This is a genomic window from Streptomyces sp. P9-2B-2 (assembly GCF_030406865.1).
GTDB lineage: Bacteria > Actinomycetota > Actinomycetes > Streptomycetales > Streptomycetaceae > Streptomyces > Streptomyces platensis.
This window is the reverse complement of the sequence record NZ_CP129126.1, coordinates 816,673-836,984: the sequence shown is the minus strand read 5'-3', so window position 1 is coordinate 836,984 and position 20,312 is coordinate 816,673. Positions and strand designations below refer to the sequence as shown.

The 20,312-nt window shown below is 70.7% G+C and carries 16 protein-coding genes; 8 read left to right on the top strand and 8 right to left on the bottom strand.

What is annotated here, in order from left to right; translation table 11 throughout:
* Positions 1-54: 54 nt before the first annotated feature.
* A complete protein-coding gene (locus QT196_RS03775; protein WP_168477519.1) occupies positions 55-888 on the top strand; it encodes an undecaprenyl-diphosphate phosphatase in 834 nt (277 codons plus the stop codon).
* Between the two features lie 147 nt (positions 889-1,035).
* The gene (locus QT196_RS03770; protein WP_266734954.1) at positions 1,036-2,301 is read left to right on the top strand and encodes a SpoIIE family protein phosphatase; all 1,266 of its coding nucleotides are present in this window, start codon (positions 1,036-1,038) and stop codon (positions 2,299-2,301) included.
* A 14-nt stretch (positions 2,302-2,315) separates the two neighbouring features.
* Here the strand turns inward: QT196_RS03770 and QT196_RS03765 are convergent, their stop codons facing one another.
* Both QT196_RS03765 and QT196_RS03760 read right to left on the bottom strand, forming a co-directional pair.
* Positions 2,316-3,302, bottom strand: coding sequence for an IS481 family transposase (locus tag QT196_RS03765; RefSeq protein WP_168477516.1), 987 nt, complete (start codon positions 3,300-3,302; stop codon positions 2,316-2,318).
* A gap of 87 nt (positions 3,303-3,389) precedes the next feature.
* Positions 3,390-3,755: a VOC family protein gene (locus tag QT196_RS03760; protein ID WP_168477514.1), complete on the bottom strand. Its 366-nt coding sequence runs from the start codon at positions 3,753-3,755 to the stop codon at positions 3,390-3,392.
* A 96-nt stretch (positions 3,756-3,851) separates the two neighbouring features.
* On the opposite strand from QT196_RS03760, the gene QT196_RS03755 reads away from it, so the two are divergent.
* Both QT196_RS03755 and QT196_RS03750 read left to right on the top strand, forming a co-directional pair.
* Complete coding sequence (locus QT196_RS03755) at positions 3,852-4,817, top strand: WYL domain-containing protein (RefSeq protein WP_168477513.1); 966 nt, start codon at positions 3,852-3,854, stop codon at positions 4,815-4,817.
* A gap of 445 nt (positions 4,818-5,262) precedes the next feature.
* The gene (locus QT196_RS03750) at positions 5,263-6,597 is read left to right on the top strand and encodes a DUF5685 family protein (RefSeq protein ID WP_290354328.1); all 1,335 of its coding nucleotides are present in this window, start codon (positions 5,263-5,265) and stop codon (positions 6,595-6,597) included.
* A gap of 166 nt (positions 6,598-6,763) precedes the next feature.
* Here the strand turns inward: QT196_RS03750 and QT196_RS03745 are convergent, their stop codons facing one another.
* Entirely contained in the window at positions 6,764-7,591 is an 828-nt protein-coding gene (locus QT196_RS03745) for a hypothetical protein (RefSeq protein WP_168477511.1), read from the bottom strand.
* Positions 7,591-8,865 (bottom strand): VWA domain-containing protein, encoded by a 1,275-nt coding sequence (locus QT196_RS03740; RefSeq protein ID WP_290354327.1) that lies wholly within the window; start codon positions 8,863-8,865, stop codon positions 7,591-7,593. The genes QT196_RS03745 and QT196_RS03740 overlap by 1 nt, the downstream gene beginning before the upstream one ends.
* Positions 8,866-9,323: 458 nt before the next feature.
* Here QT196_RS03740 and QT196_RS03735 point away from each other — a divergent pair, with 458 nt between their 5' ends.
* Positions 9,324-10,181, top strand: coding sequence for a fumarylacetoacetate hydrolase family protein (locus QT196_RS03735; RefSeq protein ID WP_266734963.1), 858 nt, complete (start codon positions 9,324-9,326; stop codon positions 10,179-10,181).
* Here QT196_RS03735 and QT196_RS03730 read toward each other — a convergent pair.
* The 3 genes from QT196_RS03730 to QT196_RS03720 all read right to left on the bottom strand — a co-directional run bounded on the left by QT196_RS03730 (position 10,178) and on the right by QT196_RS03720 (position 14,789).
* Positions 10,178-11,041, bottom strand: a complete 864-nt coding sequence (locus QT196_RS03730) for an IclR family transcriptional regulator (protein ID WP_168477508.1) — start codon at positions 11,039-11,041, stop codon at positions 10,178-10,180. The genes QT196_RS03735 and QT196_RS03730 overlap by 4 nt on opposite strands.
* A gap of 265 nt (positions 11,042-11,306) precedes the next feature.
* On the bottom strand, positions 11,307-12,488 hold the full coding sequence (locus tag QT196_RS03725; protein WP_290354326.1) for an aminotransferase class I/II-fold pyridoxal phosphate-dependent enzyme: 1,182 nt from the start codon (positions 12,486-12,488) through the stop codon (positions 11,307-11,309).
* Positions 12,489-12,605: 117 nt separating this feature from the next.
* Positions 12,606-14,789, bottom strand: coding sequence for a SpoIIE family protein phosphatase (locus QT196_RS03720; protein WP_168477504.1), 2,184 nt, complete (start codon positions 14,787-14,789; stop codon positions 12,606-12,608).
* 354 nt (positions 14,790-15,143) lie between these two features.
* Between QT196_RS03720 and QT196_RS03715 the strand changes: the two genes are divergently transcribed.
* From QT196_RS03715 to QT196_RS03705, 3 genes are all read left to right on the top strand, one after another.
* Positions 15,144-15,980: a GNAT family N-acetyltransferase gene (locus QT196_RS03715; RefSeq protein ID WP_290354325.1), complete on the top strand. Its 837-nt coding sequence runs from the start codon at positions 15,144-15,146 to the stop codon at positions 15,978-15,980.
* 89 nt (positions 15,981-16,069) lie between these two features.
* A complete protein-coding gene (locus QT196_RS03710) occupies positions 16,070-18,040 on the top strand; it encodes an APC family permease (RefSeq protein ID WP_168477500.1) in 1,971 nt (656 codons plus the stop codon).
* 79 nt (positions 18,041-18,119) lie between these two features.
* Entirely contained in the window at positions 18,120-18,548 is a 429-nt protein-coding gene (locus QT196_RS03705) for a VOC family protein (protein WP_168477498.1), read from the top strand.
* A 130-nt stretch (positions 18,549-18,678) separates the two neighbouring features.
* Here the strand turns inward: QT196_RS03705 and QT196_RS03700 are convergent, their stop codons facing one another.
* Complete coding sequence (locus QT196_RS03700) at positions 18,679-20,307, bottom strand: ISAzo13 family transposase (protein WP_168476530.1); 1,629 nt, start codon at positions 20,305-20,307, stop codon at positions 18,679-18,681.
* Positions 20,308-20,312: the final 5 nt, after the last annotated feature.

The following is a 20,312-nucleotide window of genomic DNA, read 5'->3' as shown; positions in this document are numbered from 1 at the left end:
GTGTGCCGCGGCGCCCCCACGCCCACCGATCACCCTTCACCCGGAATGGATCCCATGAGCGCGATCAGCATCGGCCAAGCCGTCGTCCTCGGAGCTGTAGAGGGGGTGACGGAATTCCTGCCGGTCTCCTCCACCGGTCACCTCAAGATCGCCGAGGGGCTGATGGGTATCCCGGTCGACGACAAGACCGTTGTCGCGTTCTCCGCGGTCATCCAGGTCGGCGCGATCGCCGCGGCACTCGCCTATTTCTTCAAGGACATCGTGCGCATCATGGGCGCGTGGTTCCGCGGGCTGCGCGACCGTGAGGAGCGGTACCACCACGACTACAAGTTCGCCTGGTGGGTGATCTACGCCACCCTCCCGATCGTCGTGGTCGGCCTGGCCGCCAAGCCGCTGATCGAAGGACCGCTCGCCTCGCTCTGGGTGGTGGCCGGCTCGCTGATCGTCGGCAGCGGGGTGATGTGGGCGGCGGACCGGATGGGCCGCCACAAGCGCGGTGAGGACGACACCTCGCTCAAGGACGCCATGCTGGTCGGCTGCTCACAGATCCTCGCGCTCCTCTTCCCCGGCTTCTCCCGCTCCGGCGCGACGATGTCCACGGCGCTGATGCTCGACCTGGAGCGGGTCGCGGCCACCCGGCTGTCCTTCTTCCTCGGCATCCCGGCCCTCACCGGCGCCGGGATCTACGAGCTGAAGGACGCCATCGGTACCGGCGCCGCCGTCGCCCCGCTGGCCATCGGCACCGTCGTCTCCTTCGGCGTCGCCTACGCCTCGATCGCCTGGCTGCTGAAGTTCGTGGCCAAGCACTCCTTCAACTCCTTTGTCCTCTACCGGATCCTCGTCGGCGGGCTGCTCTTCGGACTGCTGGGCGCGGGCGTCCTCAGCTGACGGCCGCCAGGGGCTCGGCCGGCCGTGGCGCTCGGCCGCACGGGGACCGTCGCGGCCGCCGTGCCGGGCCGTGGTGCCGGGTTGCTGATGGTATGGGTGCATGAGAGCGCCCCGCCCGCGGCGGGCCGCAGTGCCCTGGAGGTGGCCTTGTCGAACCGGGATGGCGCGGAGACGGACCCGGACGCCGAGCACGCCGGCGTCCTGGCCCGTCTGCACACGGTGGAAGAGGCCGCCGAGCAGATCGGCACGACCCTGGACGAGCAGACCACCTGCGCCGAGCTGGCCCGCTTCCTGTGCCGGTACCTGTGTGACGCCGCGGCGGTGGACCTGCTCACCGAGCAGGGCACCGGCGCCCGGCCCCGGTCCCCGGAGGCGCTCACCCGCGTCGCGACGGCCGGCCTGGTCAAGGTGCTGGAGGCGCGGTTCCCGGCCGAGGACGCCCCCTCGGCACGGGCGCTGGACGAGGAGCGCCCGGTCACCGCGGCGGCGGTCCTGACGGGCGGCCGCGCCGCCGAGGCCGTGGCCGCGCCGCTCCTGGCGTACGGCCGTCGCTACGGTGTGCTGCTCGCCCTGCGCGCGGGCGGCAGCTTTTCCGCGCAGGAGACCGCCACCGCGCATCACCTGGCGCGCCTCACCGCCACCCGGCTCGCCCACGCCCGCCGCCATGCCGACGTGCAGCGCACCGCGATGGACCTCCAGCGGGCGCTCCTCGCGGAGCCGGGCCGCCCGCACCCCAACCTGGAGCTGGCCACCCGCTATCTGCCGTCCGGCAGCAGCGCCCTTGTGGGCGGCGACTGGTTCGAGACGGTACGGCTCCACTACGGGCGCACCCTGCTCGTCATGGGGGATGTGATGGGGCACGGGCTCGACGCGGCGGTCGATATGAACGCCTACCGCTCCCACCTGCGCTATGTCGCCTCGACCGATCTGCCGCCCCACCGGGTGCTGCGGCAACTCGACGCCGCGGTGGCCGAGGAGGAGTCCCGCCGCCCGGCGACCTGCCTGCTGGCCAGGGTCGATCCGGCGCGCGGTATCGCCGCCTTCGCCAGCGCCGGCCATCTCCCCCCGGCGGTCATCGGCCCCGACGGCGCCGCCGGTCTGGTGGACGTCCCCGTCGGCCCGCCCCTGGGCACCGGCGTAGGGGGCTACGAACTCGTCACCCGCGCCCTCACCCCCGAGGAAACCCTGGTGATGTTCACCGACGGGCTCATCGAGCGCCGTGGCGAGGACATCGACGCCTCCCTGTCCCGGCTGGCGCGGATGCGGCTGTCCGTCGGGGCCGGCGTGGAGCAGATGCTCGACGAGGTCCTGCTCCGCCTCGACGGACTGCACGCCGAGGACGATGTCGCCGTCCTCGCCGCCCGAATCCGCCACCATCCGGGCACGGAGGCGGCCGGAGCGGTGGAGAGTTGACGCCGACAGGGTCCCTAGGTGTACCGATCGGGGACGTTAGTCAATCGTGAGAAGGGCGGCTGGTTGCCGCAAGCCGTGTGGGGCCGGTGCTGGTTGTAGTGGTGTAGCCACGTCTTGAGTGCGTCCCGTCGCTCTTGTTCTGACTGGTAGCAACGGGCGTAAGCCCAGCCGTCGGCCATTGTTCGATGGAAGCGCTCCACCTTGCCATTCGTCTGCGGTCGGTAAGGACGTGTGCGCTTCGGCGTGATGGCCAGGGCCTCGCAGGTGTCGCGCCAGAGGAAGGACCGGTACGCGCCTCCGTTGTCCGACAGAATTCGCTCGGTGGTAACGCCGCGTTCGGCGAACCACGCCACCGCTCGATGCAGCACCCCGACGGCGGTGATGGCGGTCTCGTCGTCGTGTACCTCGGTGTATGCGATGCGTGAGTGGTCGTCGATGATCGTGTGCATGAAGGCGTAGCCGAGTTTCGGGTTGCCCCACTTGCTCTTCAGCTTGTCGGGAGTGGCCGAGCGGTTCCTCTCGCCTTGCCGTCGCCCGACATAGCGCCACCCACCGCCGTCAGGGATGTTCCCGAATTTCTTAACGTCCACGTGCACCAGCGAGCCGGGGTACGGGTGCTCGTAAGCGCGGATGGGTTCTCCAGTGGCACGGTCGAGATAGGACAGCCTGTTCAGCCGCGCCGCGGTGAGGATACGGTGGACTGTCGACGCGGCGATGCCGAGTCGTGTCGCGAGTTGAACTGGGCCCTCCCTCAATCGCCTCCGCAAGCTGACGCATCGCATCGATACTGCCTTGGGCGTCTTCTTCGGCGAGGTCTTCGGTCGGGACGAGCGGTCTTGCATTGACTCGCCAGCAAGGTGGCGGTCGACCCAGCGCTTCACGGTGGGCCAGGAGACCTGGAAACGGGCCGCAACTTCGCTGATTGGCCAGCCGTCGTCAACGACGAGTCGCGCGACTTTCAGACGGTGGCGCGGGGTGAGGGCAGCGTTCGGATGTGACATGTCTGAGCTCCTGGACAAGCTGAAGGGCCGGCCATCGTGTGTGGCCGGCCCTTCGAGAACGAACATAGTGGGTAAGGGTCGTGCAGCTCAGTCCACCGGGGAGACCCGGATGAGGTTGCCGTCGGGGTCCGTGATCACGAACGTGCGGCCGAAGACAGCGTCGTACGGCTCCTCCACGACTTGGACTCCCTTCGAGACCCAACTCGTGAAGATCTCGTCAACTGCGGACGCTGCTCCCGGCACCATCAGCCCGACTTCGCTCGTGCGAGGGGTGCTCGGGACCGCGTGTTCGCTGCCCCCCGTCCACAACGCGAACAGGACGCCGGGGGCTACCTCGAAAGCCACGTAGTGGGGACTGGTGAAGGTCGGTTCGATCTCGAACAGGTCGCTGTAGAAGGCCGTAGCGGCCTCGGCGTCGCGGACGTAGATCAGGAACAGGTTGGGTGCGGGCATAGAGCGCTCCTCAGATCGTTGAATTCTCGGTACCGCTCCAGTTGATCGCTTAACCGCGACAGAACCTGTCACCTTTTTCTGCGAACATTGGTCAGCATGAAGGCTTCGAGGCTGTTGCACCTCTTGCTGCTCCTACAGACCCGTCAGCGCATCACCACCGCCGAGCTCGCCAAGCGCCTGGAGGTGTCCCGGCGGACTGTGCTGCGGGATGTCGAGGCACTCTCGACAGCAGGTGTGCCTGTTTATGCCGAACGCGGGCGGAATGGTGGGATCGTTCTGCTCCCCGGTGCACGGCTCAACGCATCCCATCTGGAACCACCAGAGCTGGAGGCCCTCTCCGTGGCTGGTTTGGACAGCGCGCAACTTGAGCGCATGGGCCTGTCTGCGGTGCAGGAGTCGGCCGCGCGCAAGATCGCCGCCCGCCAGGCCGCAGCACCTGAGTCGCCGAGCCTGCTGCGACTGGCGGACCTGGTACTGGTGGACAGCAACGCGTGGCTTGCTGACTCAAAGCCAGCGGTAGACGTATCGGATCTAGCCTCGGCCCTGCGACACCGACGCCGGCTGCGAATCCAGTACCGGCGCAGCGCCGAGAAACAGGCCTCGGCGCGGGTGGTCGACCCGTATGGGATCGTGGCGAAATCAGGCCGCTGGTATCTCATCGCCGACGACCATGGGACCGGTCGGCTGTTCGCTCTGGAACGACTCTCGGCCTACGAACAACTCGACGCGCCAGCTGTTCTCCGGCCAGATGAGACCCTCCGCACAAGGTGGGCTGCGTTGAAGGAACGCACCGAGAGGCCAGGCCGCGTGAGCGTGACCGTCCGTCTGCGAGAAAATGGCCTCGACCTGGCACGGCGCATCCTCGGCACCCGTATCCACGATGTCTCCGACACGGAAAACGGCTGGTGCACCATTGTCGTCCGCTACCCCGACATCGAGTCAGTGCGTCAGCTCCTCCAGTTCGGCAACCACATCGAGATACTCACCCCAGAGACAGCCCGCAAACGCATCAGCCAGCTTGCCAAGGACCTGACTGAAAGACACTCGGCCCCAGCCTCGTGACTGCTAAGCGGCACGCCCTGCTCTCGATCAATGTCCCCGGTCGGTACACCTAGGGGGTGTCCCGGCCCGGCGGATCAGGGTCGGGTCGGACACCCCCTGAGCCCCCGCCGCGACGAATCCAAAACTCGGCTGAACGATCCCGCCGCGCGGTGCGTATCTCAGGGTGAGCCGAGGGATTTTCCCCGATTCCCGGCTCGGCCCTGGTTTTGCCTGTGAACCCGGGCCGCGCGGTCGCTCCACCTCTGCTACCCCCTGGCAGAGGCGGAGCGACCGCCCTGTCCGTAGAGGCGGGCCGATCCGTCCGTGATGACGGGGCGTCAGCCGCACCCCAACCCCGCATCAGGGTCAAGTGTCCAGGTCAGCGGCGCACTCGATACGCTTTTTCGGCGCTGCCGGTCGCGCTCTTCTCGGACCGGCCCATGCCGACTTCTTACGGGGTTTCCATATGTTCGGAATCGTCAGGCCTTGCACCCATCGCCTGTCCCAAGGGCTCAAAGCGGAGTGGATGGCCCATCTGTGCGGCCTCTGTCTCGCGCTGCGCGGCGATCACGGGCAGTTCGCCCGGGTCGTCACCAACTACGACGGGCTGATCGTCTCGGCGTTGACGGACGCTCAGTCGGGCCCGGCGGAGGCCGGCCGCCGTACCGCCGGACCCTGCCCGCTGCGGGGGATGCGGACCGCGTCGGTGGCGAAGGGCGAGGGCGCACGGCTGGCGGCCTCGGTGTCCCTGGTGCTGGCCTCGGCGAAGATACGTGACCATGTCGCCGACCGGAACGGCCTGTTGCGCCGCCGGCCGGTGGCCGCCGCTGCGCGCAAGGTCGCCGCGGGCTGGGACCGGGCCGGGGCGCGCACCGGCGCCGCTCTCGGCTTTGACACGGCGGTGCTGGTCGACGCGGTCGACCGGCAGGTGGGCATCGAGGAACTGGCCGGTCCCGGCACGCCGTTGACGGTCATCACCGAACCGACCGAGACGGCGACCGCCGCGGCCTTCGCCCACACCGCCGTACTGGCGGGCCGCCCTGGCAATGCCGCACCCCTGGCCGAGGCCGGCCGGTTCTTCGGCCGGCTGGCGCATCTCCTCGACGCCGTGGAGGACCGCACCGCGGACGCCGCCGAGGGCGCCTGGAACCCGCTCACCGCCACCGGCGCCACCATGGCGCAGGCCCGCCGACTGTGTGACGACGCCCTGCACGGTATCCGTCTCGCCCTGCGCGAGGTGGAGTTCGCCGACTCCACCCTGGTGCATGTGCTGTTGGTGCACGAGCTGCGCCGGTCGGTGGACCGGGCCTTCGGCACCGCCGCCTGCTCCCATCAGGGACACGGCGCGCCGGGCCCGTACGGCGGCCAGGGCGGCAACCCGTACGGGAACGGCCCCGGTCAGCCCGCCCCGTACGGGCAGCCCCCGCAATACGGGCAGCCGTCGGCCGGTAACCCGTACGCCCAGGGCGGGCCGCATCTGAACGGGCCACAGAACCCTTACCACGGTGGCCAGATGCCTCCCGGTGGTCCGGGCGGTGGCGACGGCGGCGGCTCGGGCGGTGGCGGTGGCGGCGGTGGGACGTCGAAGTTCCCGCAGCAGCCGAAGAAGCCCCGTGGGTTCTTCGCCGGCTGCGCGGTCGCCATCGGGCTGTGCTGCACCTGTCAGCTCTGCTGTGCGGAGGAGTTCGAGGGGCCGTGGTCGCGCAAGAAGCGCGAGGGGTGCTGCCAGAACTGCGACTGCAGCGGCTGCGGGTGCGAGTGCCTCGGCTGCTGTGAATGCCTCAGCTGCTGCAACTGCTGAGCGCTGAGGACGACTCACCGGCCGCGGCTGTTGAGCGCTGAGGGCGACTCACCGGCAAGCGGCCGCTGAGTGCTGGCGGGGCCTCACCGGCCGCCACCGGCTCCCCGCATCCGGAGAAAACCGGTGCGGGGCGGCCACGGCACGGTGCCCTGGCCGCCCCGTTCGGTCAGGCGCCCGGCGGCAGGTGGGACGGGCGGCCGGAGCCCCGGGTGAAGCGGTAGCCGGCGATACCGGCGAGGGCCGCGAGCACCCCGCCCACCGCGGTCCAGATCCAGCGGTCGGACCACCAGCCCGAGGACCAGCCGCCGTCCGGCTCACCGAGGGCCGCGGCGGCCCCGGGTGCGCTGCTCTCCTCGGCCTCTGGTGTCGCGGTGGCGGCACCGGGCACCAGGGGCGCGGCGAGGCTGCCGTCCACCGCGTGGGCACCGCCCATGTCGGCCGTGGTGGCGTCGATCTCGGCGCGTACCGGCAGACCGAGGTCGTCCTTCGGCAGGTCGACGACCGTCAGCCGGACGTAGTAGCTGCCCGGCAGCGGGTCGTTCGCCCACGGTTCCGCCCAGGCGCGGACCGTGCGCAGGGTGCAGGACAGTTCGGCGGAACCGGCGTCCGGTGCCGCCTTCCTGGTCTGCGCGCCGTACATACAGGACTGGCGGCGGCGCAGCCCGTCGTAGACATCGAGCTGCCAGGTGGCGGCGCCGTGCCGGGCGGCCTGCGGGAGCGTCACCTTGGCCTTCACGGTGGCGCGCTGTCCCGCGTCCACGGGCAGCACCCAGTAGAGGTAGTCGCCGGTGGAGGCGCTGGCCGTGGCCCGCTGGTCCGGCTTGATGGCGGTCGCCGTACGGAAGGAGGTGCCGGCCTCGGTGGGAGCGGCTGCCTCCGCGTCGGCGCTCGCGCTCGCGCTGGGGGAGGGGCTGTCGGCGACGGCGGTGCCCGTCAGGCCGAGGAGCCCCGCGCTCGCCACCACGGCCGTCATCAGGGTGCGTAGGGTGCGCATCAGTTGGTCCTCCAGACGGTGACACGCCAACGGGAGATCCAGCCCCACAGCAGACCGGCCGCCAGGCCCGTGAGCACCAGGGCGATCAGGTACCACCAGCCGTGGCCGAGGCCGAAGAAGGCCGCGTCGGAGGCGTCGTCGGGGCCGTCCACCAGGTCGACGGTCAGCTCGACCGGCAGGCCCGGGTCGGTCTTGACCGAGGCGGGCGCCGAGAAGGAGTTGCTGACCTGGAGGCAGACGGTCTCCGTCGCCGGCTTGTCCGCATCGTCCGAGGACGTGAGCTGCGGCTTGGGGTAGCGCAGCCCGGAAGAGATCACATCCGTACGGCCGTCGCTGGCCTCCGCACCGCGGACGATCTCCCGGCCGTGCACGGTCGACGCGCGCAGCAGGACCCCGTAGTCGTTGTTGACCGCGCGGTCGGCGCCGATGCTCACCGAGGCCCGCAGTTCCTGGCCGGGCCGGACCGCCACCCGGTACCAGCGGTGCTCGGCGAACTTCTCACGGTCGCTGTAGAGACCGGCCTTGAGCTCCGGGGCGTCGGCGCACTGCTGGGCACCCTCGGTCGGCTTGGGGGTGGCGACGGGGCGGGCGGCGCGGTCCACCAACTGGTGTACGCGGTCGCGGAGTTCCTTGGTGTGCTGCACCGAGGTGTAGGTACCGCCGGTCGCCTCCGCGATGCAGCTCAGCTGGTTGCGGGTCTTGGCGTCCGGCAGCAGGCCGAGGGTGTCGACGGTGAGGTGGATGCCCTTGGCGGCGATGTCCCGTGCCACCTGGCAGGGGTCGAGCGGGGCGCAGGTGTCCTCGCCGTCCGTGATGAGGACGATCCGGCGGCTCGCGTCGCCGCCCTTGAGGTCGTCGGCCGCGCCCAGCAGCGCGGGTCCGATGGGCGTCCAGCCGGTGGGCGCGAGGGTGGCCACCGCGGTCTTCGCCTCGGTCCGGTCGAGGGGGCCGACCGGGTAGAGCTGCCGGGTGTCCTTGCAGCCGACCTTCCGGTCCTCGCCGCGGTAGTTGGCGCCGAGGGTACGGATGCCGAGCTGGACATCGTCCGGCACGGCGTCCAGCACCTCGTTGAACGCCTGCTTCGCAGCGGCCATCCGGCTCTGCCCGTCGATGTCCCGGGCCCGCATCGAGCCGCTGACATCGAGCGTCAACTCGACCTTGGGGGAGGACTTCGCCGCCGGTTCACCGGCGACGGCAGGTGTGGGGAGCAGCCCGACGGCTATCGCGGCGAGCAGGCCGCACACCCCGGCCGCCAGCCGTTTTCTTGTGATCATTGCCGGATCGTATGGAGAAACGCCCCGCACTCCAAAACGGCCTCAAGGGCGCCGCGCGGAACGGCCGGTGACGACCCTGGCCCCCGGCGATGCCGAACGGTCCCGGGCCTCCGCCCGCCCTCCGCAGCGGCGTCGTCCGACCGCCGCGCCTTCCCCGAATTTCCAGGAGATCCGGCCGTTGCGGCCGACGGCTGGTCTCCCGTACGGTCGGCTCACTGCGTCTCACTGGATGGTGTCGAGTCCCAATTAATGGGACATGCCTTGTTGTTGAGGAGTAAATCATGTCACGGACCGCCCGGGGACGGGACCGAGATGCGGATCCCGCTCATCCGAACGCACGGTGCCCGGCTTCATAGGCGCGTACGGGGCGCTGCCCCACTCCGAACGCTGCCGCCACCTCTGCCGAGCGCCCCGCCGCACCACCCGCGACGGGGTGCCGTACCGCCCTGGAGAGCCCCATGTATCTGGCCACCCTCATCCATCAGGGGCGCGACCGGCTCGCCGGCCGGCTGGCGCCGCAGGACCCCTGGCGGCTCGCACCGCCCTATATCTCCCTGGCGGAGGTCATCGCCGGCGGCACCCTGCCGTGGTCGTGGGGCCAACTGCCCACCGGGGCCGACCTCGTGCCGACCCTGCCGTACCGGCCGGGAGCGCTGTACGGAGTCGGGCTGAACTACCGGGACGCCCTCCAGGAGCGGGGCAGGGAACGCCCCGTCGAGCCCTGCCTCTTCCCCAAGCTCTCCTCCAGCGTCATCGGCAGCGGCGAGGCGGTCGTCATCGACCCGGAACTCACCCAACGCGTCGACTGGGAAACGGAGTTGGCCGTCATCATCGGCACCGAGGCCCGGCAGGTCGCCGAGGCGGACGCGCTGCGGTACGTCTTCGGCTACACCGTCGCCAACGACATCTCCGCCCGCGACCTACAGGAGCGCGACGGACAGTGGCTGCGGGGCAAGGGCCTGGACACCTTCTGCCCCTTCGGGCCGGTGCTGGTCACGGCCGACGAGATACCGGACCCGCAGCGGCTCCGGATCCGCACCCGGGTCAACGGCGAGACGGTGCAGGACGGTTCGACGGCCGACATGGTCTTCGGCGTCCCGGCGCTGATCGCCTACCTCAGCCGGTTCTTCACCCTGCGGCCCGGCGATGTCGTGCTGACCGGAACCCCGGCGGGCAGCGGCGACTACATGCGCCCGCCGCGTGCCCTGCGGCCAGGCGATCTGCTGGAGTCGGAGGTGGAGGGAATCGGGCGGCTGACCAACCCGGTGCGCAGTACCGTGCCCGATGGTGCCGGGGAGTGCGTCGCCGTGCCTTAGAGAGGGTCGTTCACCTCAGGGCGGGACGCTGCGGAGGCGCCCTGCTTCTCGGGCGGCAAGTAGCCCAGCGCCGACGAGAGTTCCCGGCACACCTGCGCCACCACCGGCCCGTAGGTCGGCACCAGCGGCGCCATACGTTCGGCCACACCGGCCACGCTGATACAGGCCACCGGCATCCCGGTGTGGTCGTAGACGGCGGCGCCGCAGCAGCAGCTCGACTCGTCGAAGTCCCGCAGATCCTGGGACCAGCCGCGCTCCCGGGTGCGCTCGACCTCGGCATGCACCTCCGAGACGGTGGCCGCGGACACCGGCGACATCGGATCGCGGACCAGCTCGATCAGGGTGTCCTCCAGCTTCTGCCGCGGCAGCGCGGCCAGATAGGCGCGGCCCAGCGAGCTGGAGTGCAGAGGGCGGGAGGCGCCCGGCTCGGCGGTCACCACGGCCGGCCGGGTGCCGCGCTCGCGGTGGACGAACACCATGGTCAGGCCGTTGGGCACGCCGAGGCTGACGGTTTCCTGGGTGAGCTCGGCGAGCTTGCGCAGCGCGGGCGCCGCGGTATCGCGCAGATTGGTCGAGGTCACCGCCGCGGACGCCAGCCGGACCGCCGTCGGCCCCAACTGCCATTGCCCCGCGGCCGGGGTGTGGGTCAGCCAGCCCTGCTCCTCCAGGCGGTCGACGAGACGGTACGCCGTACTCCGGGTCAGCCCCAGCGCCTGCGCGATCTCCGGAGTCGAGACACCGCGGTTCCCCGCCACATGGGTCAGGATCGCCAGCCCCCGGTCCAGCGCGCCCGCGGCCCGCTCGCCCGGACTCCCGCCTCCGGAGTTCCGGCCGGTGCCCGGCGCCACTGACTCGCTCATCGTCGTCCTCGGCCCTTCCGGTAACGCGCTTCGGATCCGACTGGTCGGGTGACCCTACCGACCCGATTCCGGCGCTGTCACGGGGACTTGCGCGTGCCGCGAAGCCGTCGCCGCGCCCCGGATCCCCGCAATGAACGAGATCATGTCCTAATGAATGGGAATCCCGCAAGGTGTGACAGCGGGGGCGCGGGGGACGGACGGGGCCGCGCGCTCGCCGGCCACCACGCGCGGGGGCCGAGCGGACCGGGCGGCCCCCGCTCCGTCGTCAGTCCACCGCCGCGGCCATCCGCCGTACCGCCTCGGTGAGCACACCGGGTGAGGTCGCCAGGTTGAGCCGGAGGTGGCCGGCGCCGCCGGTGCCGAAGTTCGCACCGGGACTGAGGGCCACCCGGCCGCGGGCGAGGAAGGCCGCCGCGGGGTCGTCACCGAGATCCAGCGGGCGGCAGTCGAGCCAGGCGAGATAGGTCCCGGCGGCGGGGCGGTAGCGGATCTGGGGGAGCCGGTCGGCCAGCAGCTCCGCGAGCAGCCGGCGGTTGTCGTCGATCCCGGCGCGCACCGCGTCGAGCCACTCGCGGCCGTCCCGCAGGGCGGCGGTGTGGGCGATGATGCCGACGTGGCTGGGCCCGTGGCTGACCTCCTCCGGGAGGCGGGCCAGATCGTCGGCCGCGGCGGGCCCGGCGACGGCGACCGCGGCCTTGAGACCGGCCAGATTCCACGCCTTCGAGGCCGACATCAGCGCAAGCCCGTTCTCCGCCCCGGGCACGCTCAGATAGGGCACGAAGGCGGTGTCGTGTGCCACCACGGGTGCGTGGATCTCGTCGGCGACGACCCGGATGCCGTACCGGTCCGCCAGCGCCGCGATGGCGGTCAGCTCCTCGGTGCTGTGCACGGTGCCGGTGGGATTGTGCGGGCTGCACAACAGGTACGCGGCCCGCCCGCCGCCCGTAGTGGCATGCCGGAACGCCTCCTCCAGCGCGGCGAAGTCGATCCGCAGATCATCGCCCAGCGGCGCCTCCACCACGCGCCGGTCCATATGCGTCACGAACTGGTAGAACGGCGGATAGACAGGGCAGTTGACGACCACGGGGGCGCCCGGCCCGGTGATCAGCTTGAGCATCTCGACAATGCCCAGCATCACGTCCGGCACGATCGCGGTGCGCTCCACGGTGACCCCGTCCCAGCCCCACCGGGTGCGGGCGAAGTCGGCGAGCGCCCCGGCGTACGCGTTCCCCGCCGGATAGCCGGTGTCGCCGAGCGCGACCGCGTCCGTGATGGCCCGGGCGACCGGCGCGGCCAGCGGTACATCCATCTCCGCCACCCACAGCGGCAGCACATCCTCCGGGTAGGTGCGCCACTTCATGCTCGTACGCCGGCGCAGTGCGTCGAGGGAGAGCCGGTGCAGCGGATTGCGGTCATCGTCGGGGGTGTCACGCGGCGCGCTGTCCATGAAGCCAAAATAGGCAGCTTCCCCGGAGAAGGGCAGAGGCGCGGGCGCATCGGGCGATCCCGTGTGCGCCGGACGGCGTTGCGTGCTCATCGGTCGGTGCCGGGTGTGCCGGAGCGGTCAGGTGGCGGTGAGGACCAGAGCGGCCTGGTCGTCGGGGGTGGACGGGCCCGCGAAGGCGGTCACCGCGGTATTGACGGACTCGATGAGACCGGCGGCGCCGCCGGACGCGGTGCGCCGCGGATGGAGCGCCGCGGCCAGGCGGTGCTCGTCGAAGAACTCCCCGGCGGCGGAGCGGGCCTCGGTGATGCCGTCGGTGACCAGGACCAGGCTGTCGCCCGGGAAGAGGTCGACCCGGCACGCGCCACCGTCGAAGGCGGGGGCCACACCCAGCAGCAGGCCCGACTGGGTGACCTGTTCGACCGTGCCGTCGGCGCGCAGGACGAGTGGGGGGACATGGCCGGCGCGGATCAGGTCCAGCGTGAGGTGCGAGGCGGTGTGCCGCAGCTCGCCGTAGACGAGCGAGACGAAGAAGTCCTCGTCGACGGGGCCTTCGGTCAGTGCGTCGTTGATGGCGGCGACCACGGCCACCGGGTCGTGCAGCAGCCGCGCGGCGGCGCGGGCCGTGTGGCGGACCATGCCGGTGGTGGTGGCGGCCAGGGCGCCGCGCCCGCACACATCGCCGATCATCAGCGCCCAGCGGTGGTCGGGGAGCGGGAAGACATCGTAGAAGTCGCCGCCGACATCGAGCCCTTCACCGGCGGGGTGGTAGGACGCCGCCAGATCGGCGCCGGGAATCCTGGGCAGCTCGGGAGGCAGCAGACCGGCCTGTAGGTCGCGGGCCAGCCGGACGCGGTCGGTGAACTGGTGGGCGTTGTCGGCGCTGGAGGCGGCCCGGCGGGCCAGCTCCTCCGCGAGGACAATGGCATGGCCGTCCAGGGGCGGGCCGGTGGCCAGGAGGGTCAGGACCCCGAAGGTGCGGCCGCGGGCGCCCAGCGGCACGGACACGTAATCGGTGACGCCGGGCGGCGCGGGGCGGCCGCCGCGTGCGCCATCGGCCTGGTCCGTCTCCGTCGTGCCGGACGCCAGGACCCGGCGCACCGCCCGTTCGACCTCGTCCTGCATGCCGGGGGCGGCGAGCAGCTCCTCGTCGGCCGGGGCGGCGGCGGCCACGGCGATCCGCCGGGTCCGGCCGTCCTCCAGCACATGGACCGTGCACAGCGGCGCCAGGGCCGGCACGGTCAGCCGGGCCAGGCATTGCAGACAGTCGCCATAGTGCGGCTCACGGGTGATGGCCGTACTGGCCTCCAGCACGAAGGCCAGGTCGTCCCGGACCGCCTTCTCCCGCTCCTGGGCGGCCCGCCCCGCCTCCAGGGCCTGATGGCGCTCGATGGCCAGCGCGGCAATACGGGCGAACGCGCCGCTGAGGGCCACGTCCTTGTCCGCGGGAGCCTTGGGGGCGCGGTGATACATCGCGAAGGTGCCCAGCAGCCGGTCGTCCGTCCCCATGATCGGGGTCGACCAGCACGCCGCGACATCGGCCCGCGCGGCCAGCTCGCGGTAGTCCCTCCACCGGCGGTCGGTGGCGATATCGGTGACGATCACCGGCTCGCGGAGATAGGCGGCCGTCCCGCAGGAGCCGACATCCGGACCGACGGCGATGCCGTCGATGGCGTCGTTGTAGAAGGCGGGCAGGCTCGGGCCGGTGCCGTGCAGCAGATGGGTGCCGTCGGGATCGGTGAGCAGCACCGAGACGATCAGTTCCGGGGACAGCTCCTCGATCGCGCGCGCCATGCCGGTGAGGATCTCGCCCAGTGGGGCGTCGCTCGCGATCTGCTCCAGCAGGAGGCGCTGCTCGGCCGCGAGGAGCTGGGCGTGGTGGGAGGCGGTGGTCTCCACCGCGATCACGACCACTCCGTCGATCTGGCCGAGCGCGTCCCGGCGGGGCTCGTAGGTGAAGTCGAAGAACCCCTCCCGCTCCGCCCCTGGCGGCCCGAGCACCAGCCGCCCCGCACGGGCCCGGTACGCGGTGCCGGTCCGGTACACCGCGTCGAGCCGGTCCAGCACGCCCTGCGGAGCCAGCTCGGGGATCAGCTCGCCGATCGGTACATCGCTCCGTCCGCGGTCGCCGCCGAAGGCCTCGAAGAACGCCGGATTCGCCGCCTCCAGCAGATGGGTCGGGCCGCTCAGCGCAGCAAAGATCACCGGAGCCTGATCGAAGAGGTCCTCGTACTCCTCGCTCCGCCGAGGCGGGGACCTGGGATGTGCGGCGACCGCGTCGAGGCGATCCGACTGAAGGGACATGACAGGCACTCTCCCTGCACGCACCGGTACCCGGTCCGTACCGATACGTCCTCCTCCACTCTGGCACACCACTCGACGGAGTCCAGGCCGCGCCGGGAACGGTCGCGGAGGGGATGTGGCCGGTCACGGGGTGCGCAGTGGGTTGGCGAGAGGGGGCGGGGCGACTGGCGTCGCGGTGACACGGCCCGGTGGGGACTCCGCGCCCCGGCGACACGACGACCGCCGAAGCGGATCGCGCCCGACTTCCGGCATTCCTCCCGTATCGTCCGGGCGGTCGATGTGCCTCAGGCGCCGAGCGGGTGGCCCCGGTTCCGCACGGGCCGGGCCGTCCCGCGATCACCTCAAGGGACCGCAGTGATCGAACTCGCCCCGGACCAACTCCCGCCGCTCGCCCGCTGGTTCGCCGCCGGGGCGCCGGGGGCGGCGGCGCTGGCCGAACACGTGCCGGCCTCCGGAACCGGCCGCTGGTGGGCCGACCGCGCCCACGCGCCCCGCACGCTGGCCGTCGCCTGCGCCGGACATGTGCTGCTCCGCGGCGATCCGAGCGCCCTGGCACCGGATGCCCTCGCCGCCTTCGACGCGCACTACGTGCAGGCCCCCAGCCGCTTCCTGCCGGCCCTGGGCAGCACCTTCGACCGGATCGTGCCGTGGGAGCGGATGCTGTACGTGCACCAGGTGCCGGTGGCGGCGCCGCGCCCACCGCACGGGGTGACGGTGCGCCGGCTGGTGCCGGCGGACCGCCCGGCGCTGGCCGCCCTCGCGCCGGACATGGCCTGGCTCCATGCCAGCTGGGGCGGCCCGGCCGGACTCGCCGCCTCCGGACTCGGCTGGGCGGCCTTCGGGACGGACGAGATCCTCGCCGTCGCCTGCACGTACTTCCTCGGCACCGCGTACGAGGACATCGCCTGCTACACCGCGCCCGCACACCGCCGCCGGCGCCTCGCCCTGGCCTGTGTGACCTCCCTCTGCCAGGACATCGCGGGCCGCGGGCACACCCCCAGCTGGACCTGTTCCCGCGACAACCGCCCCAGCCGGCTCCTCGCCTGGACCGCCGGCTTCCGCCTGGCACATGAGTATGTGCACTACCTCACCGGCAAACCGGCGCGGCGCGATGGCGGTGGCACGTCCGGCTACCCCGGCCTCCCGGCCTCCACTGCGGCCCTCGGAGACACGCCGACGCCACAACGCTGAACACCGCGGTCGCGGGGCCCGGACTCCGTACGCTGACCTGGCCGTCTCGTCGACGGCGGGATGCTTTCGCGGTACGACAGGAGCACACGATGGCCGCCTCCGTCCCTGCCGGTGCTTCCTCCCGGGCCACGGCGCGGCAGCGCCTGCACGCCTGGATGCTGGAAGGCCTGTCCGATATGGCCAAGCATCAGAAAGGGGCGCACGCCGGGCCGGTGAGTTCCCACCCGGGGCAGCGCTGGTGGCGGGTGATGTGCCTGACCGGTGTCGACTACTTCTCCACCCTCGGCTACCAGCCGGGCATCGCCGCCCTGGCCGCGGGCCTGCTGTCACCGATCGCCACCATCGTCCTGGTCCTCGTGACGCTCGCCGGGGCGCTGCCGGTCTACCGGCGAGTGGCGAAGGAGAGCCCGCACGGCCAGGGCTCGATCGCCATGCTGGAGCGCTTGCTGTCCTTTTGGAAGGGCAAGCTGTTCGTGCTGACCCTGCTGGGCTTCGCCGCCACCGACTTCCTGATCACCATCACCCTCTCGGCGGCCGACGCGGCGACCCACCTCGTGGAGAACCCGCACCTCACCAGCGCCCTGCGCAACGGCCAGATGACCATCACCCTCCTCCTGATCGCGCTGCTCGGCGCGGTGTTCCTCAAGGGCTTCCTGGAGGCGATCGGGGTCGCGGTCGTCCTTGTGGGGCTCTACCTCACGCTGAACGTGGTCGTGGTCGTCGCCGGGCTGTGGCACGTGGCGACCGCGTCGCAGCTGGTCACCGACTGGTCCCATGCCCTGACCGCCGAGCACGGCAGCCCGCTGGCGATGGTCGGCGTGGCCCTGCTGGTCTTCCCGAAGCTGGCGCTGGGCCTGTCCGGCTTCGAAACCGGCGTGGCGGTGATGCCGCACATCGAAGGCGACCCCGGTGACACCGAGGAACGCCCCACCGGACGGATCCGCGGCGCGAAGAAACTCCTCACCACCTCCGCCGTGATCATGAGCGTCTTCCTCATCGTCACCAGCTTCATCACCACCGTGCTCATCCCGGAGCCGGCGTTCCAGCCCGGCGGCTCGGCCAACGGCCGCGCCCTCGCCTATCTGGCCCACGAGTACCTGGGTTCGGCCTTCGGCACGGTCTACGACATCTCCACCATCGCCATCCTCTGGTTCGCCGGCGCCTCGGCCATGGCCGGCCTGCTGAACCTGATGCCGCAGTACCTGCCGCGCTACGGCATGGCGCCCCACTGGGCCCGCGCGGTCCGCCCGATGGTGCTGGTCTTCACCCTGGTCGCCTTCCTGGTCACCTGGATCTTCAACGCCGACGTGGACGCCCAGGGCGGTGCCTACGCCACCGGCGTCCTGGTCCTGATCAGCTCCGCCGCGATCGCCGTGACCATCGCCGCCCGGCGGGCCCGGGAACGCGGCTGGACGATCGGCTTCGCCGTGATCTCCGTGGTGTTCCTCTACACCACCGTGGCGAACGTCTTCGAGCGCCCCGACGGCGTCAAGATCGGTGCCTGCTTCATCGCCGGCATCATCCTGGTGTCGTTCCTCTCCCGCCTCGCCCGCGCCTTCGAGCTGCGCGTGACCAGCGTCGTGCTCGACACCATGGCCGAGCGGTTCATCCGCGATATCGCCCACCGCAAGATCCGCTTCATCGCGAACGAGCCCGACCAGCGGGATCTGGCCGAATACCGCGACAAGCTCGAACAGATCCGCACCGACAACGACCTCCCGGTCGACGACGACTTCATTTTCGTCGAGGTCACCGTCGGCGACCCCTCGGAGTTCGAGAGCGAACTACGGGTACGCGGCGAGGTCCTGCACGGCCGCTACCGCGTGCTTTGCCTGGAGAGTTCCACCATCTCCAACGCGCTGGCCGCCCTGCTGCTGCACGCCCGCGACCTGACCGGACAGCGGCCGCACATCTACTTCGAATGGACCGAAGGAAATCCCTTCGCCCAGTTCCTCCGTTTCTTCCTCTTCGGCCAGGGCGAAGTCGCCCCCGTCACCCGCGAAGTCCTCCGCGAGGCCGAACCGAACCGCGACCGCCGCCCCCGCGTCCACGTGGGCTGAGCGGACCGGAATTCCGCCCTCTGCGCTGCCTCTGGGGAATTGAGCGGCAGAGTCTCAAGTCCCTTGGTACGGTGCGCGGATGTCAGCGATCAAGAAGTTCCAAGTCACCTTTGACTGCGCGGAACCGGAGCGTCTCGCTCGTTTCTGGTGCGAGGTGTTGGGATACGTCGTACCGCCGCCACCAAAGGGGTTTGACACTTGGGATGACTTCAAGCGTGCGCAGCCACCTGAGCAGCGGGATTCATGGTTCGCCTGCATGGATCCCTCAGGCGTGGGCCCGCGACTGTACTTCCAGCGCGTCCCCGAAGGGAAGGCCGCCAAGAACCGGGTGCATCTTGATGTACGGGTCGGCACCGGACTCGTCGGTGAAGAACGCCTCGCCGTACTAGAGGCCGAACGCGCCCGACTGGTCCCGCTCGGCGCGGTACACGTGCAAACGCTGTATGACGGCGATGATTCGTGCATCCCGATGCTGGACATCGAGGGCAACGAGTTCTGTATCGACTGAGCATATGGCGGGCTCAGCCCGATGAACGGGGCTGTCCAGGATGGCTCCGACGCCATGATCAGACCAGGCACGGCAAGATCACGCCACCGAGATCAGCCGTTACGGGACAACCCTTAGGGCCTGCCGATCATTAACACGTCGTCTTGATCTTGCTGTTGGGGGCGCTGTCGAGGGCGATGACCTGGGCTTGGAGGGTTGCGAGTGCGGCGGGTGGGGTGGTGGCCGGCGGGACGTTGATGCCGTGTGCTTCGAGTAACTTCTTGATCTTCAGCAGGGTGCGGTGCATGGCAGTCCGGCTGCTGTTGAAGAGCACGGCGAGGGGTTCCGCGGCCAGGTTGACGCGTAGATGGAGCACGGTGGCCACGACCTGGTCGGCGAAGGTGAGGCGGGGTGGGCGTCCGCGGTGGGTGTCTCCTTCCGCAGCCAGGGTTTCGATGAGGTGCTGGAGCTGGTGTGGGGCCAGGCCGGTTAGCGCGGGATCGGACAGCAGTGCCGGCTTCCACTGAGGCGTCGGTGGCTGACCGTTCCGCGCTGCTGGGATAGCCGGGGTCGGCCGGGGATGCACGGCATAGTTCCAGTCGCCGTGGAAGTTGTGCCGGGTCAGCGGCAAGGCCGCCATCTCCGCGTCGCCGACCCCAATACCGGTGGGATAGGTATTGGTGTCCAGCTGGGCCTTCACGCGTAGTCCGGCGCGGGTGGTGGTCGCGGCGATTGATTCGAGGATGACTTCGTGGCTGGTCAGCGGGCGGCCGCGCCAGTTCATGGTGATGTGCGAGAAGAGCCGGTGCTCGATCTTGTTCCACTTCGATGTGCCCGGCGGCAGGTGACAGACCGTGATGGCCAGGCCGGTCTCAGCGGCCAGGCGGGCGAGGTGCAGTTTCCAGGCCCGGGTGCGATAGCCGTTGGAGCCGCCCGCATCGGCGGTGATCAGCAACCGGGAAGCCTGCGGATAAGCGGCCCGACCCTGGTCATGCCACCAGCGGCGGATCGACTCCACCGCGAACGCGGCGGTGTCATGGTCAGTGCCGACGTTCACCCAGCCGGTGTCGGCCGCCAGGTCGTAGATGCCATAGGGGATGGCCTTGCCCAGCTGCGGATCGGCGAAGTCATGCACTCGCACCAGCACCGGATCGCCCGTCGGCCGCCACGAACGGCCCGGATTGCGGAAGTCACCGACCAGCTCCTTCTTCTTCGTGTCCACGCTGATCACCGGCTGGCCGGCATCCCGGTGACCGCGTGCCTGCTCGTTGAGATACCGGAACTGGGTATCCCGGTCGGCATGCTGACTGCCCTCGAGCGTCTTGGCATTGGCCTGCAGCCGGAAGCCCTCCTGCCGTAGCAGGCCGGCGACGGTGTCGGCGCCGACCCGGTGCCCCTGGCGGGTCAGCTCGGCCGCCAGCATGCGGGTCGACTTGGTTGTCCACCGCAACGGCGACATCGGATCCCCGCGCTCGTCCGGCTCGACCAGACTCAACAGAGCAATCCGCAGTCCAGGATCGAGGTCCGCGACGCGTTTGCGCCCGCCGCCCGGCCGCCGCACCCGCCCCACCAGGGATTCGCCCGCCTCCAGGTCGGACATACCCCTGCGGATCGTTGTCTCGCTCACTCCAGCCGCCCGGCCCACGGCCCGGATGCCGCCATGGCCCAGGCTTCGGGCCTCTGCGGCCACCAGCAACCGCCGCTGTCGCTCGTCCAGATGCGGGAACAACACCGCGAACTTCACGGCAAGTTGATCACGAGTCTCGTCCGGGATGCGCATACGCC